This is a genomic window from Streptomyces sp. NPDC047061 (assembly GCF_040643955.1).
Taxonomy (GTDB): domain Bacteria; phylum Actinomycetota; class Actinomycetes; order Streptomycetales; family Streptomycetaceae; genus Streptomyces.
Map to the genome: position 1 here is coordinate 275,491 of NZ_JBEYVI010000003.1, position 15,333 is coordinate 290,823.

The window sequence follows — 15,333 nt, forward strand, 5'->3', positions numbered from 1 at the left end:
TACGGGATGGCCACAGATTGAATGGAGTTTCCCAAGCCCGCTCACTGTTGCCGCACAACTGCGGCAAGGGCGTGTTTCTTTGCCGGAAAATCGTTCGACCATTCCGGCGCGGGTCATACTCTCTGCGTCAACCCTGACCGCTCGGGCGGTCCTGGGACGGGGGCGCATTGCACATATTCCGGGACGCAAAGGGTGAAGGGCAGCCGCGCATGCAGGGCACGGTCGACGGATTCAGCTATGGGGTCGTCACCCCGCTGGTGGCCTATCTGATGGCCTGCCTCGGTGGCGCCCTCGGGCTGCGCTGCACGACCCGGGCGATGCTCGTGGCCCACTCCTGGCGGCCCGCCTGGCTCGCCCTGGGCGCGGCGGCGATCGGCTCCGGCATATGGACCATGCACTTCGTCGCCATGATGGGGTTCAGCGTCAAGGAGACGCCGATCCACTACGACAAGCCCCTCACCTACGCGAGCCTCGGCCTCGCCATCGTCATGGTGAGCGTCGGGATCTTCATAGTCGGCTACCGCGGCGCCACCGGAACCGCGCTCTTCACGGGCGGCACCATCACCGGTCTGGGCATCGCCTCGATGCACTACCTCGGCATGGCCGGCCTGCGCCTCAACGGAACGCTGGAGTACAACACGTTCACGGTGGCCGCGTCGGTCGTGATAGGGGTCGTGGCCGCCACGTCGGCCCTGTGGGCGGCCGGGCAGGTCCGCGGCTTCCTGTGGAGCGTCGGCGCGAGCCTCGTCATGGGGCTCGCCGTCAGCGGCATGCACTACACCGGCATGGCCGCCCTCACCGTCCACCTCCACAGCGCCGGCGTGCCGTCCCCGGGCGACTCGCCCGCCTCCCTGCTGGCCCCCATGCTGATCGGCCCGCTGGCCTTCCTCTGCCTCGCCGCGGTCGTGGTGATCTTCGACCCGCTGATGGTCACGGGCAAGCCCGACCGGCTCCGCGTGGAGCACAAGCCGGGCGTCCCGGCCGGCGAGGTCAGCCATCACCCGAGTCGCCGCCCGCAGCTCCGCGTCGGCCGCCAGCAGAGCCACCACAGCTCGCGCACCCCGCAGAACCGCTGATCAGAACCGGTTGTCAGTGCGGGGTCGTACGGTGGAGTCCATGCGGCCCGTTTCCCACATCGAACGCACGGTGGCGCCCTTCGAGGTCGTCAGCCCGTACCAGCCCAGCGGCGACCAGCCGGCGGCCATCGCCGAGCTGGCCAAGCGCATCGAGGCCGGTGAGAAGGACGTCGTCCTGCTCGGCGCGACCGGCACCGGCAAGTCCGCCACCACCGCGTGGATGATCGAGAAGCTCCAGCGCCCCACCCTGGTGATGGCGCCGAACAAGACGCTGGCAGCCCAGCTGGCCAACGAGTTCCGCGAGCTCCTCCCGAACAACGCGGTCGAGTACTTCGTCTCGTACTACGACTACTACCAGCCCGAGGCGTACGTACCGCAGTCGGACACCTACATCGAGAAGGACTCCTCGATCAACGAGGAGGTCGAGCGGCTGCGCCACTCCGCCACCAACTCGCTGCTCACCCGCCGCGACGTGATCGTGGTCGCCTCGGTGTCCTGCATCTACGGCCTCGGCACCCCGCAGGAGTACGTCGACCGGATGGTCCCGCTGCGCGTCGGCGACGAGATCGACCGCGACGACCTGCTGCGCCGCTTCGTGGACATCCAGTACACGCGCAACGACATGGCGTTCACCCGCGGCACCTTCCGCGTCCGCGGCGACACCATCGAGATCTTCCCGGTCTACGAGGAACTCGCCGTCCGCATCGAGATGTTCGGCGACGAGATCGAGGCGCTGTCCACGCTGCACCCGCTCACCGGCGAGATCATCAGCGACGACCAGCACCTGTACGTCTTCCCGGCCTCCCACTACGTCGCGGGCCCCGAGCGCATGGAGCGGGCCGTCAACGACATCGAGAAGGAACTGGGGGAGCGCCTCGCGGAACTGGAGAAGCAGGGCAAGCTCCTGGAGGCCCAGCGGCTGCGCATGCGCACCACGTACGACCTCGAGATGCTCCGCCAGATCGGCACCTGCTCCGGCGTGGAGAACTACTCGATGCACTTCGACGGCCGCCTGCCCGGCTCCCCGCCGAACACCCTGCTCGACTACTTCCCGGACGACTTCCTCCTCGTCATCGACGAGTCGCATGTCACCGTGCCGCAGATCGGCGCCATGTACGAGGGCGACGCCTCCCGCAAGCGCACCCTCGTGGACCACGGCTTCCGGCTGCCCTCCGCCCTGGACAACCGCCCCCTGAAGTGGGAGGAGTTCCAGGAGCGGATCGGACAGGCGGTGTACCTGTCGGCGACCCCCGGCACCTACGAGCTCTCGCGCGGTGACGGCGTCGTCGAGCAGATCATCCGCCCCACCGGCCTCGTCGACCCGGAGGTCGTCGTCAAGCCCACCGAGGGCCAGATCGACGACCTGGTGCACGAGATCCGCAAGCGCACCGAGAAGGACGAGCGCGTCCTGGTCACCACTCTCACCAAGAAGATGGCCGAGGACCTCACCGACTACTTCCTGGAACTTGGCATCCAGGTGCGCTATCTGCACAGCGACGTCGACACCCTGCGCCGCGTCGAACTGCTGCGCGAGCTGCGCTCCGGCGAGTACGACGTCCTGGTCGGCATCAACCTCCTCCGGGAGGGCCTCGACCTGCCCGAGGTGTCCCTGGTGGCGATCCTCGACGCCGACAAGGAGGGCTTCCTGCGCTCGGGCACCTCGCTGATCCAGACCATCGGCCGCGCGGCGCGCAATGTCTCCGGCGAGGTCCACATGTACGCCGACAAGATCACCCCGGCGATGGAGAAGGCCATCGACGAGACCAACCGGCGCCGGGAGAAGCAGGTCGCCTACAACACGGCCAACGGCATCGACCCGCAGCCGCTGCGCAAGAAGATCAACGACATCGTCGCCCAGATCGCCCGCGAAGAGGTCGACACCGAACAGCTGCTCGGCTCGGGCTACCGCAAGCTGAAGGACGGCAAGGGCGCCAAGGCCCCGGTGCCCTCCCTGGGTGACAAGGCGGCCAAGGGAGCGAAGGCCGGCAAGGCCGCCAGGGGCAAGGCCAAGGAAGCGGTGCCCACCGACCGTCCGGCGGCCGAACTCGCCGAGCAGATCGAGGAGATGACGGACCGTATGCGTGCCGCCGCCGCGGATCTGCAGTTCGAGATCGCGGCCCGGCTGCGCGACGAGGTCTCCGAGATGAAGAAGGAACTGCGCCAGATGAGGGAGGCGGGTCTGGCCTGACCCCTGGGCCGTCACCGGACCCCGGCAAGAGCGCGAAGTGTTGCAAGACCGACACAAACCGCGGGCCGGGGTTCGGCACTGTCAGTGGCGCTGCATAGGGTTTCGGGCAACCGCGCACTTCGCGGCAACCGGGGACATCCGACGAGGGGAAGCAGCCGTGACCGTCAACATGACCAAGGGTCAGGCCATCAGCCTGGAGAAGAAGGACGGCGGCTCCCTGAGCGCGGTCCGCATGGGTCTTGGTTGGAAGGCGGCACCTCGGCGCGGACTGTTCGGTTCGCGCACCCGTGAGATCGACCTGGACGCCTCGGCGGTGCTCTTCGCCGACAAGCAGCCCGTCGACGTCGTGTTCTTCCGGCACCTGGTGAGCGACGACGGCTCGGTCCGTCACACGGGCGACAACCTCGTCGGCGGCGCGGGCCAGGGCGGCGACGACGAGGCCATCCTCGTCGACCTCGCACGCGTCCCGGTCCACGTCGACCAGATCATCTTCACCGTCAACTCCTTCACCGGCCAGACCTTCCAGGAGGTGCAGAACGCCTTCTGCCGGCTGGTCGACGAGAGCAACGGCCAGGAACTCGCCCGCTACACCCTCGACGGTGGCGGCGAGTACACCGCCCAGATCATGGCGAAGGTGCACCGGTCGGGATCCGGTTGGACGATGACGGCCCTGGGCGTCCCGGCCAGGGGCCGCACCTTCCAGGACCTGGTGCCGGCGATCCTGCCGATCCTCTAGCGGCGATCCGGCGGCACCCGAGGACACGACACACAGGGGGACATGGGCAATGGCGGCCGAGCTGGTGCGCGGGCAGAACCATCCGCTCTCGCGGAACCGGATAGAGATCCGGATCTCGGCCGACGCGCCGGTCGTGGCCGGGGCCACGCTCGCCGACGAGAGCGGCCGGGTACGGGGTGCCGACGGGGTGGCCCATCCGGGCGCACCCACGCTGCCCGGGATCGAGGTCTCCCGGCAAGCGGCCGCCGAACACCGGCTCGCCGTCGACCTCGACGCCATGCCCGAGACCGTGCACCGGGTCAGCGTCCTGATCGCCCTGCCCGCCGCGCCCGGCGGTCCGCTCCGCTTCGGAGCCCTCGCCGCACCGCGTGCCGCGGTCACCGGCCTCGACGGCACCGAGGTCGCCGGCTACACCCTCGTCGGCCTGGACGCCGAGTCGGCGGTCGTCGCGCTGGAGCTCTACCGTCGCCAGGCCGCCTGGAAGATCCGTGCGGTGGGCCAGGGCTACGCGGGCGGCCTCGCGTCGCTCCTCACCGACCAGGGCCTGCCCCAGGCCGCCGAACTCGCCCGCGGCATCGAGGAAGCGGTGGCGCGCGGCCTGGCCCGCTCGATCCCGGCGCACGCCGCGGACACCGACCGCTCCCGTCGAACGGCCGCCCCCGTCACCGGCCCGGACCCGCAGGGCACCACCTCCGTCGCCGGATCTCCCCACGTCGTCCAGGCGTCCGGCGGACCGGGCGGGCTTCCGGGCTCCGTCGGTTCGGGCGTCCCAGCCGCGGCCGTGCCCACCGGCGGCCCCGTCGACTACACGCATCCGAGGCGCCGCCAGGCGTCCGGGCCCACGGCCCCCGAGGCCCCCGCCCCGGCGGACGGGCCCGCGCCGCCCGTCGCGGGTGACGCGGTCGGCTGGTCCATGGACGAGCGGCTGTACAACCAGGTCTGGGGCATGTTCGAGGACCTGGCCCGCTCCATCGCCGCCTGTCGCAGCGCGCTCGACTTCGCCGAGTCGCGCATGGAGAAGGAGCTCGACCAGCTCCTCGCCGACCCGCGCAGCCGAATGGGCTCGGCGGGCGACGCCGCACGCGAGGCGGCCCAGGCCCGGCAGGCCCAGCTGGCCGACCAGGCCCGGGCGGCTCTCGACCGGGACCTCGCCCAGCTGACCGCAGAGTCCGAGGTCGTCGAGCCCGCGCTGCCACCGGCGTACGCCCGCTGGGACAACCCGGTCTGGCACGGCTACCGGGTGCCGGCAGAGCCGCCGATGGCCGTCCGGCTGGGCGACCTCCACCTCCCGGAGAGCGACCCGCTGCGCATCCCGATGCTGGTCCGGCTGCCCCTGGAGCGGGGCCTGTGGATCGACAGCGGTGTACCCGACGCCTCCCCGTACGAAGAGGCGGGTGAGCTGCGGCACCTCGCCCTGCAGGCCGCGGTGGCGCTTGCGGCCCGGCTGCTCGCCGTCCATCCGGCGGGGGAGTTCGGCGTGCAGGTGATCGATCCGGCCGGTGCCGGCGCGTCCGTGCTCGCCCCGCTCACGGGGGCCGGTGCGCTGGACGCCCCGCCCGCGACGGGTGCCGCCGGTGTGGCGGGCACACTGGGGCGGCTCACCGAGCGCGTCGACCTGGTGCAGATGGCGATGCGCGGCGGTGCCTCCGACGCGCTGCCGCCCGGTCTGGACACCTCACGGCAGCTGCTGATCGTGAACGACTTCCCGCACGGCTTCGACGACCGGGCCGTCAACCAGCTGCGCTGTCTCGCGGACGAAGGCCCGGACGTCGGCGTCCATCTCCTCCTGGTCGCCGATCGTGAGGACGCCGCCGCCTACGGCCCGTTGCTCGATCCGCTCTGGCGTTCACTGATGCGACTCACCCCGGTACCGAACGATCACCTGGCCGACCCGTGGGTGGGACATGCCTGGACCTACGAGCCCTGCCTCGTACCGCCTGGCAGCCAAGTGCTCCAGCAGGTGCTCACCCAGGTCGCGGCAGCTCGTACCAAGCGTATGTAAAGTCCTCTGACCAGGCGACTTGGCCTTTATTTTGCCAAGCGCTTTACCTTTCCTTGGCGATTGGGGTAGTGTTTTCCGTACGGAGGGGAGTACTCCCTGTCTGCTGCGGCGTACCCGTCAATACGGATCCGGTCGGATCCCGGGGCGTCGGCCCGTCCCGGGTGGAAGAGACCTCCGGTAGCGCAACGCGGAATCTTTGCCGTTCACTATCCGGAGGAAACAGTGGATGTATCCGTGACCCTTTGGGTCCTCACCATCCTGGGGCTGGCCGCCCTGATCGGGGTCGACTTCTTCATCGGCCGCAAACCGCATGACGTGTCCGTCAAGGAAGCGGGAATCTGGACCGTCGTCTGGATCGCCCTGGCCGGACTCTTCGGCCTCGGCCTGCTCGTCTTCGGCGGCGGCCAGCCCGCCGGCGAGTTCTTCGCGGGCTTCATCACCGAGAAGTCGCTGAGCGTCGACAACCTCTTCGTCTTCGTCCTGATCATGGCGAAGTTCGCCGTGCCCTCGCAGTACCAGCAGCGGGTGCTGCTCGTCGGCGTCCTCATAGCCCTGGTGCTGCGGGCCGTCTTCATCGCCGCGGGCGCCGCGATCCTCGCCAGCTTCTCGTGGGTCTTCTATCTCTTCGGCGCCTTCCTGATCTGGACCGCCTGGAAGCTGATCCAGGAGGCCCGGACCGACGCGGAGGATGAGGAGTTCGAGGAGAACAAGCTGCTCAAGGCCGCAGAGCGCAAGTTCGGCGTGGCCGACCGCTACCACGGCACCAAGCTCTGGATCCAGCAGAACGGCAAGCGGGTCATGACCCCGATGCTGGTCGTGATGCTCGCGATCGGTACGACCGACGTCCTGTTCGCGCTGGACTCCATCCCCGCGATCTTCGGCCTGACGCAGGACCCGTACATCGTCTTCACGGCCAACGCCTTCGCGCTGATGGGCCTGCGGCAGCTGTACTTCCTCATCGGCGGACTGCTGAAGAAGCTGGTCCACCTGTCCTACGGCTTGTCGATCATCCTCGGCTTCATCGGCGTGAAGCTGGTGCTGCACGCGCTGCACGAGTCCGGCGTCCATGTCCCCGAGATCAGCATCCCGGTCTCGCTCGGCGTGATCTGCGCGGTCCTGGTCGTCACCACGATCACCAGCCTGAGGGCCTCCAGGAAGCAGGCGGCGGCCGAGGCGGCGCAGGCGCGGAGCGAAGGCGCTCCGAAGGACAGCATCGACGTCTGACCACGTCGGACGTAGGAACAACCACCCGCGCAGTGGTGCGAAGCGCATTGCCGACCCACTGCTGAGGCTGCTTCGTTGGGTGGCGGAACGTCCCCGGTCCGGGGGCGCCGCCGCCCGGTGGAGGCAACCGTGACATTCGTCCAGATCATCGACTTCGAGACCGACCGCATCGACGAGATGAAGGCCCTCGCCGACGAGATGGGCAGCCGGCTCGCCGGCCGCGAGAACAGCCCCACGCGCCGCCTGATCCTCAAGGACCGGAGCCGGCCCGGCCACTACCTCGGCGTGATCGAGTTCAACTCCTTCGAGGAGGCCATGGATAACAGCAACGACCCCGAGACGAGCAAGTTCGCCGAGCAGATGGCCGCCCTGTGTACCCGGCCGCCGTCCTTCACCGACTGCGACGTCGTGGACCTGACCGACTTCACGTAACCGCCCGCACGGCCGTACCCGTTCGACCACGACCCGGGGGTCGCGCCGCGCCGACGGCCGACCCCCGGAGCCGGAAAGGACCGGAATGCGAAGCCTGTACGCCTCTGCCACCATCGCTGCATGATCACTCGGCTCAGGTCGCTCACCACCCAGTGGACGCTCCTCGTGCCGGTGCTCGCGGTCGTCCTGCTCCTGTTCACCTGGGGCCGCAGTCTGCCCGGCGCGGTCGTCGCGCTGGTGACCGTGGTCCTCGCCGGATCGGTCCTCGCCGCCGTCCACCATGCCGAGGTGGTGGCCCACCGGGTCGGCGAACCCTTCGGCTCGCTGGTCCTCGCCATCGCCGTCACGATCATCGAGGTCGCCCTGATCGTCACCCTCATGGCCGACGGCGGCGCCAAGAGCTCCACCCTGGCCCGGGACACCGTCTTCGCCGCCGTGATGATCACCTGCAACGGCATCGTCGGCCTCTGTCTCCTCGTCGCCTCGCTCCGCCACGGCACCGCGGTCTTCAACCCCGAGGGCACCGGCGCCGCGCTGGCGACCGTGGCCACCCTGGCCACGCTCAGCCTGGTGCTGCCGACCTTCACCACCAGCAGACCGGGCCCGGAGTTCTCCGGCGTCCAGCTGACCTTCGCGGCTCTGTCGTCGCTGATCCTGTACGGCCTGTTCGTGGCCACCCAGACCGTGCGGCACCGCGACTACTTCCTGCCGATCACCCGGCAGGGCGAGGTGATCACCGCCGAGGACCACGCCGCGGCCCCGTCCGCGCGCGCCGCCTGGACCAGCCTCGGCCTGCTCGGGCTCGCTCTCGTCGGGGTCGTCGGACTGGCCAAGGGAGTGTCGCCGGCGATCGAGTCGGGCGTCGCGGCGGCCGGCCTGCACCAGGCCGTCGTCGGTGTGGTCATCGCCCTGCTCGTGCTGCTCCCCGAGACCATCGCCGCCCTGCGCTCGGCCCGCCGCGACCGGGTGCAGACCAGCCTCAACCTGGCGCTCGGTTCGGCCATGGCGAGCATCGGCCTGACCATCCCCGCCGTGGCCCTCGCCTCCATCTGGCTCTCCGGCCCCCTCGTCCTCGGCCTGAGCGCCACCCACATGCTGCTGCTCGCGCTGACCGTGGTGGTCAGCTCCCTGACCGTGGTGCCGGGCAGGGCCACACCGCTGCAGGGCGGCGTCCACCTGGTGCTGTTCGCCGCCTACCTGGAACTGGCGATCAACCCGTAGCCGGTCGGCACGCCCTCACCCGGCGACCGGCTCGACCGACGCCACCGGCACCGGACGCGTCTCCGGCAGCAGCGCGAAGCACCCCAGGCTCAGCAGGGCGATCGCCGTCAGATACGCCCCCACGGCCCACGGCACGCGCCCGCCGTGCTGCGCCAGCGCCGTCGCCACGATCGGCGTCAGCGCGCCCCCGAGGACCCCGCCGAGGTTGTAGCCGACGGCGGCACCGGTGCAGCGCACCCGGGGCTCGTAGAGCTCGGGGAGGTAGGCGGCGATCACCGCGAACATGGTGATGAAGGCGACCAGGGCACCGGTGAACCCGAGGAACATCAGCAGCGGCTCACCGGTGGCGAGCAGCGCGACCATCGGGAACATCCACAACGCCGCGGCCGCGCATCCCGCCAGGCACAGCGGCTTCCGCCCGAAGCGGTCGCCCAGCAGGGCCATCACGGGCGTGAGCGACCCCTTCACCACGACGGCGGCCATGACACAGGTCAGCATGACGGTACGGCTCACCCCGAGCCGCTCCGTCCCGTACGCCAGCGACCAGGTCGTCACCGCGTAGAACACCGCGTACCCGATCGCGAGCGCCCCCGCCGTCAGCAGCACCAGCCGCCAGTGGTCCCGGACGACCTCGGCGAACGGCATGCGCGCGGGATCGTCGATCTCCAGGAACTGCGGACTCTCGGCGAGCGACGAGCGCAGCCACAGCCCGCCCAGCGCCAGCGCCCCGGCCGCCCAGAACGGCACCCGCCATCCCCACTGGGCGAACTGGGCGTCCGTCAGGGACGCCGACAGGGCCAGCATCACGCCGTTGGCGAGGAGGAAGCCGACGGCGGGGCCGATCTGCGGAAAGCTCGACCACAGGGCGCGCCGACCGGCGGGCGCGTGCTCCGCGGTCAGCAGCACCGCACCACCCCACTCCCCGCCGACCCCCAGCCCCTGCAGAAAGCGCAGCACCAGCAGCAGTACGGGAGCGGCCATGCCGATCGAGCCGTACGTCGGCACGCATCCGACGGCGACCGTCGAGGCACCGGTCAGCAGCAGGGACGCGACCAGGACCGGCCGCCGGCCGCGCCGGTCCCCGAGGTGCCCGAACAGCACCGAGCCCAGCGGCCGGGCCACGAACCCCACACCGAACGTCCCGAACGCCGCGAGCGTCCCCGCGAGCGGTGAGAACGTCGGGAAGAACAGCGGCCCCAGGACGAGCGCCGCTGCCGTCCCGTAGGCGAAGAAGTCGTAGAACTCGATCGCGGTCCCGGCGAGCGAGGCGGCCGCCAGCCGTGGCATCGAGGGGGCCCTTACGGTGCGTGCATCGTGCATGCTCCGTCAACTACCCGGGGTGATCATGGGTTACGGGGGCGCACGGTGGTGAGACGCCCCGCACGGGAGCCGCCGCGTACCGTGATACACCGGACCGAGCAGCGGTCCTTCCCGGGCCGTTCGCCTTTCCCATGAATGTCCCACGGATGTCCCACGGACCGGAGGAATCGTGCCCCGCACCCTGGCCAACGCCCCGATCATGATCCTCAACGGGCCCAACCTGAACCTGCTCGGGCAGCGCCAGCCCGAGATCTACGGCTCCGACACACTCGCCGACGTCGAGGCCCTGTGCGTCAAGGCGGCGGCCGCGCACGGTGGCACCGTGGACTTCCGGCAGTCCAACCACGAGGGCGAACTGGTCGACTGGATCCACGAGGCACGCCTCGGCCACTGCGGGATCGTCATCAACCCGGGCGCCTACTCGCACACCTCGGTCGCCATCCTGGATGCTCTCAACACCTGTGACGGCATGCCGGTGTTGGAGGTCCACATCTCCAACATCCACAAGCGCGAGTCGTTCCGGCACCACTCCTACGTCTCCCTGCGCGCCGACGGAGTGATCGCCGGATGCGGCGTGCAGGGCTATGTGTTCGGCGTGGAGCGGGTGGCGGCGCTGGTCGGCGCCGCGACCACGGACGCGTAGCGCCTCAGAGCCGTCCGGCCTCCACGATCCGCCGCAGGAAGCGCCGGGTGCGCTCCTGCTGCGGGTCGCCGAACACCTGCTCGGCCGTGCCGCGTTCGAGTACCACGCCGCCGTCGAGGAAGCAGATCTGGTCGGCGACGTCCCGGGCGAAGCCCATCTCGTGCGTCGCCAGCACCATGGTCATCCCCTCGCCCTTCAGATCACGGACGACGGTGAGCACCTCGCCCACCAGTTCCGGGTCCAGGGCGGCGGTGATCTCGTCGAGCAGCAGCAGCCGGGGCCGCACGGCCAGGGCGCGCACGATCGCCACCCGCTGCTGCTGACCGCCGCTCAGCCGGTCGGGGTAGGCGCCTGCCTTGTCGCCCAGCCCGAGGCGCTCAAGGAGCTCCCTGGCCCGCTCCTCGGCCTCCGCGCGGGCGACGCCGTGCACCCGCCGCGGCGCCAGGGTGATGTTGTCCAGCACGGTCATGTGCGGGAAGAGGTTGTACGCCTGGAACACCACGCCGATACGGCGGCGCACCGCATCCTGGTCGGCGCGCGGGTCGGTGATCTCCTCGCCGTCCAGCCAGATCGCGCCGTCGTCGATCTCCTCCAGGAGGTTGGCGCAACGCAGCAACGTCGACTTGCCGGACCCGGAGGCGCCGATCAGAGCCGTCACCGTGTGCGGGGCGACCTCCAGGTCGACGTCCCGCAGGACGACCGAGTCCCCGAACGCCTTGCGGACGGACTCCATGCGCAGGACGGGCGCGTCGCTCATATGGATCCTCCCTGGGCGCGCTGCCGGTCCATGCGGGCCGTCACCCAGTCCGTGAAGCGGGTCATCGGGATGGTCAGCGCCACGAAGACCAGCCCGGCGACGATGTACGGCGTGTAGTTGAGACTGCGGCCGACGATGATGTCCGCCGCCCGTACGGCGTCGATCGCGCCGCCGATCGACACCAGACCGGTGTCCTTCTGGAGCGACACCAGGTCGTTCAGCAGCGGCGGCACCTGACGCCGTACCGCCTGGGGGAGTACGACGTGGCGGAGCGCCTGCCGGTTGGTGAGGCCGAGCGAGCGGGCCGCCGCGCGCTGCGAGGGGTGGACGGACTCGATGCCGGCGCGGAACACCTCGGCGACGTACGCGGAGTACGTCAGCGTCAGCGCCGTACCGCCCAGCAGCACCGGATCGACCGTGACACCCTGCAGCCGCAGGGCCGGGACGCCCAGGACCACGATCATCAGGTTGATGATCAGCGGCAGCCCGCGGAAGAAGTCGGTGTACGCGGCCGCCAGCGCCCGCAGCGGGAAGAACACCGGTCCGCGCAGTGTGCGTGCGATGGCGATGAGCATGCCGAGGACCAGGACGGCGGCACCGCAGACGACCAGGAGCCGGACGTTCAGCCACAGCCCTTCGAGGACCTTCGGCAACGCCTCGCGCGCGTACTGCCCGTTGAAGAACGTCTCCTTGGTGCGCGGCCAGCCGGGTGCGCTGACGACGACCAGGTAGAGCACGGCCGCCGTGACCAGCGTCGAGAGCGCGGCGATCGCGGTGGCGCGGCGGGCGCGGGAACGCCGGTAGTGCTCCCGCTCCAGCCGCCGCGTGGAGGGCGTGTAGCCGTCGTCCGGAGCGCCCTGCTGGGCGCCGGCCGGCATGTCGCCCTTGTCGTCCGCGTCCTCCTGGCCGGACTCGTCCTTCGTGACGGTCACTTCAGCACCGGGGCGTCGACGGCGTCGGAGAGCCACTGCTTCTCCAGCTTCGCCAGCGTGCCGTCCTTGCGCAGCGCGTCGACCGCGCCGGTCACGCACGAGGTGAGGTCGCTGCCCTTGTCGAGGACCAGGCCGAACTGCTCGGGCGTGCCGCCCTGGTTCTCGAACTGGCCCACGGTCTTCGCGTCCGTCACCTCGGCCGCGGTGATGTAGAAGGCGGTCGGCAGGTCGGTGACGATCGCGTCCACCTGGCCGTTCTTCAGTGCCGACTTGGCCTGGTCGTTCTTGGCGTACACGGCGGGCTCCTGCGACGGCTTCACCACGTCGGTGATGTAGTCGAGGCTCGTCGTGCCGACCTGCGCGCCCAGCTTGAGCCCCTTGAGACCGGCGATGCTCGTCGCCTTCGCGGCCTTGCTGCCCTTGAGCGCGATGACGGCCTGGCGCACGTCGTAGTAGCCGGACGAGAAGTCCACGGCCTTCTTGCGCTCGGTGCTGATGGACACCTGGTTGATGTCGAAGTCGAAGGTCTTCACCCCGGGCGCGAACGCCTTGTTGAAGGGCACGCTCTGCCAGACGACCGCGCTCTTGTCGTACCCCAGCTGCTTCGCCACGGCGTAGGCGACGGCCGACTCGAAGCCCTCGCCGTTGGCCGGCTTGTCGTCCTTGAACCAAGGCTCGTACGCCGGTTCGTCCGTCGCGATCGTCAGCTTGCCGGTGGTCTTGGTGGCCAGTCCGCCCTTGGCGCAGGTGGCTCCGGCCGACGAGGAGGACGCGTCGGACGCCTTGTCCTCCGGCTGCGGAGCACAGCCGACGGCGGTGGCGAGCAGGGCTATGGTGGCGGCGGCGGCAGCGCGACGCAGTGCGCTCGGGGCAGGGTGCATGGCGGGAGAGTGACAGCGAACGCCGCGTTTGTCCAGGTCAAGAGGGTATTTGTCCGCATGCTGGGAACGGGTGTTGCGGTCTTGTGAACGTTGCGCGTGGGGGAGCGGACACGCCGGGGCCGCCGGTCGAGGGCGGGGAATGATGACCGGCGGCCCGTACCGCGCAGGAGCCGTCATCCTGTGCGGGGCTGCCACCAGTTGACTGCGCGCCAGCGCGCGCGGGGAGCGTGCGCTGGCGCCCGGCGCGTGCGAATCGTTCACACGGGGCGCGCGTGAAGGCACGCGCGCCCGCATTCACCACCCGCGCGCGTGCCACTCCGGCAGGTGCGGGCGCTCCGTGCCCAGCGTGGTGTCGTTGCCGTGTCCCGGGTACACCCAGGTCTCGTCCGGCAGGACGTCGAAGATCCTCGTCTCGACGTCGTGGATCAGGCTGGCGAAGGCCTTCGGGTCCTTGCGCGTGTTGCCGACACCGCCGGGGAAGAGGCAGTCCCCGGTGAAGACGTGCGGGTGGCCGTGCGGGTCGTCGTAGACCAGGGCGATGGAGCCCGGGGTGTGGCCGACCAGATGGCGGGCGGTCAGTTCGACCCGGCCGACTCGGATCACGTCGCCGTCACCGACCAGGACGTCGGTGGTGACCGGGATGCCCGGGGCGTCCTCCCGGCCCGCGTAGGTCCGCGCGCCGGTGGCGGCGACGACCTCGGCCAGCGCCTGCCAGTGGTCGCCGTGCTGGTGCGTGGTGACGACGGACGCGATGCCGTCGTCACCGATCATGCCGAGGAGTGTCTCCGCGTCGTTGGCCGCGTCGATCAGCAGTTGCTCGTCGGTGGCGCGGCAGCGCAGCAGATAGGCGTTGTTGTCCATCGGCCCGACCGCGATCTTGGTGATCATCAGGTCCTTGAGCTCGTGCACGTCCGCCGGTCCGCCGACCGTCACCTCTCCGCTGTACGTCATGGTCGTCAGCCTATAGCGGGGAGCGGGCGCCGATGTGCCGCGCGCTGCACGCGCGTTACAGGGGCGGAAGCGGGGGCAGGGCCCCGCCCTTCACGACCAGGGCCGAGCCGTCGCGGCGGCCGGCGAGCCAGCCCAGCAGGTCGGCGGCGGACCCCTCGACGGCGATCGGGTCCCCGGCCGCGCCGCCGCCCGTCGCCCAGACCCGGCCGCTGTCGCTGCGCAGACCGGTCGACGGGACCTTTGGGTGCCCGCCGAAGCGGTCCGTGAGAAAGTCGATCTCCCGCTCGGTGAACTCCTGAGGCAGGTCCTCCAGCTCGTACCCGATCCCGAGGTCGACATGATGCAGCTCGACCTCGGCCCAGCGGCGGAACGGCACCCGGGCCGCGCTGTCGGTGACCCCGTTGCGCAGCTCCACCGTGCGCGTCCAGTCCGCGGGCTCGGCCGCCCGGGCCCGGAATCCGGCGTGGCTGCCGCGCAGGTCGTCGAGCTGTACGCCGAGCGTGCGCGGCGCGTCCCGCTCGATGTCGGCGTCCCGTGCCTCGGCGGAGACGTACATGGGACGGCCGTCCAGGACGTTGGCGAGCGCGTCCGCGTTGCGGGCGAGGTGGGCGAGGACATGGCCGACCGTCCAGCCCGGCAGCCGTGACGGGCGCGCGCCCGCCGCGTTGTCCAGTGCGGCGACTGCGGTGAGGAGCCGTTCGGTCGCTTCGTGTACAGACGCCAGGTCATGAGCGTGATCAATCATGGGGCTGACAGTAGCCCCGCCACTCCTTCGGGTGAAGGTTTCGCACGGGCTCCGTAAATCGAATGCGCGTGCTATATCGTCGGTGGCGGCGTCGGGCATGCTGGATGGTCCGGGATTGTTGATGCATCCAGGAATCCGAACCGGCGTTGTCAGTGGCTCCCCCTAGTCTGAAGAAGCACGGGGCCCTGCCCCTGTCACTTCTCTCAAGAAAGGTGCGGACCGGCT

Annotated in this window: 14 protein-coding genes; 8 read left to right on the forward strand and 6 right to left on the reverse strand. The window is 70.3% G+C overall.

What is annotated here, in order from left to right; translation table 11 throughout:
* The first annotated feature begins 209 nt into the window (after positions 1-209).
* From ABZ887_RS07305 to ABZ887_RS07335, 7 genes are all read left to right on the forward strand, one after another.
* On the forward strand, positions 210-1,076 hold the full coding sequence (locus tag ABZ887_RS07305) for an MHYT domain-containing protein (RefSeq protein WP_361283967.1): 867 nt from the start codon (positions 210-212) through the stop codon (positions 1,074-1,076).
* 40 nt (positions 1,077-1,116) lie between these two features.
* Positions 1,117-3,264, forward strand: coding sequence for an excinuclease ABC subunit UvrB (gene uvrB, locus ABZ887_RS07310; RefSeq protein WP_361283970.1), 2,148 nt, complete (start codon positions 1,117-1,119; stop codon positions 3,262-3,264).
* A 157-nt stretch (positions 3,265-3,421) separates the two neighbouring features.
* Positions 3,422-4,000: a TerD family protein gene (locus ABZ887_RS07315; protein ID WP_361283973.1), complete on the forward strand. Its 579-nt coding sequence runs from the start codon at positions 3,422-3,424 to the stop codon at positions 3,998-4,000.
* Positions 4,001-4,049: 49 nt separating this feature from the next.
* Entirely contained in the window at positions 4,050-6,002 is a 1,953-nt protein-coding gene (locus tag ABZ887_RS07320; RefSeq protein WP_361283976.1) for a TerD family protein, read from the forward strand.
* A 222-nt stretch (positions 6,003-6,224) separates the two neighbouring features.
* Positions 6,225-7,226: a TerC family protein gene (locus tag ABZ887_RS07325; protein ID WP_361283979.1), complete on the forward strand. Its 1,002-nt coding sequence runs from the start codon at positions 6,225-6,227 to the stop codon at positions 7,224-7,226.
* Positions 7,227-7,355: 129 nt separating this feature from the next.
* Positions 7,356-7,658, forward strand: coding sequence for a hypothetical protein (locus tag ABZ887_RS07330; protein ID WP_361283982.1), 303 nt, complete (start codon positions 7,356-7,358; stop codon positions 7,656-7,658).
* A 120-nt stretch (positions 7,659-7,778) separates the two neighbouring features.
* The gene (locus ABZ887_RS07335; protein WP_361283985.1) at positions 7,779-8,879 is read left to right on the forward strand and encodes an ionic transporter y4hA; all 1,101 of its coding nucleotides are present in this window, start codon (positions 7,779-7,781) and stop codon (positions 8,877-8,879) included.
* Between the two features lie 15 nt (positions 8,880-8,894).
* On the opposite strand, the gene ABZ887_RS07340 is transcribed toward ABZ887_RS07335, so the two are convergent.
* Positions 8,895-10,166: an MFS transporter gene (locus ABZ887_RS07340; protein ID WP_361283988.1), complete on the reverse strand. Its 1,272-nt coding sequence runs from the start codon at positions 10,164-10,166 to the stop codon at positions 8,895-8,897.
* A 202-nt stretch (positions 10,167-10,368) separates the two neighbouring features.
* Here ABZ887_RS07340 and aroQ point away from each other — a divergent pair, with 202 nt between their 5' ends.
* Positions 10,369-10,842, forward strand: a complete 474-nt coding sequence (aroQ, locus tag ABZ887_RS07345; protein ID WP_361283991.1) for a type II 3-dehydroquinate dehydratase — start codon at positions 10,369-10,371, stop codon at positions 10,840-10,842.
* A gap of 4 nt (positions 10,843-10,846) precedes the next feature.
* Here the strand turns inward: aroQ and ABZ887_RS07350 are convergent, their stop codons facing one another.
* The 5 genes from ABZ887_RS07350 to ABZ887_RS07370 form a co-directional block, all read right to left on the reverse strand.
* Positions 10,847-11,599 carry an amino acid ABC transporter ATP-binding protein gene (locus ABZ887_RS07350; RefSeq protein WP_361283994.1) on the reverse strand — a complete coding sequence of 251 codons (753 nt, stop codon included), beginning with the start codon at positions 11,597-11,599 and terminating at the stop codon, positions 10,847-10,849.
* Positions 11,596-12,531 (reverse strand): amino acid ABC transporter permease, encoded by a 936-nt coding sequence (locus ABZ887_RS07355; protein WP_361283997.1) that lies wholly within the window; start codon positions 12,529-12,531, stop codon positions 11,596-11,598. Before ABZ887_RS07355 ends, ABZ887_RS07350 begins: the two co-directional genes overlap by 4 nt.
* Positions 12,528-13,412 (reverse strand): ABC transporter substrate-binding protein, encoded by an 885-nt coding sequence (locus tag ABZ887_RS07360; RefSeq protein WP_361284000.1) that lies wholly within the window; start codon positions 13,410-13,412, stop codon positions 12,528-12,530. The genes ABZ887_RS07355 and ABZ887_RS07360 overlap by 4 nt, the downstream gene beginning before the upstream one ends.
* Positions 13,413-13,706: 294 nt before the next feature.
* Complete coding sequence (locus ABZ887_RS07365; RefSeq protein ID WP_089100942.1) at positions 13,707-14,363, reverse strand: MBL fold metallo-hydrolase; 657 nt, start codon at positions 14,361-14,363, stop codon at positions 13,707-13,709.
* A gap of 55 nt (positions 14,364-14,418) precedes the next feature.
* A complete protein-coding gene (locus ABZ887_RS07370) occupies positions 14,419-15,108 on the reverse strand; it encodes a maleylpyruvate isomerase family mycothiol-dependent enzyme (protein ID WP_361284004.1) in 690 nt (229 codons plus the stop codon).
* Between the last annotated feature and the right edge of the window lie 225 nt (positions 15,109-15,333).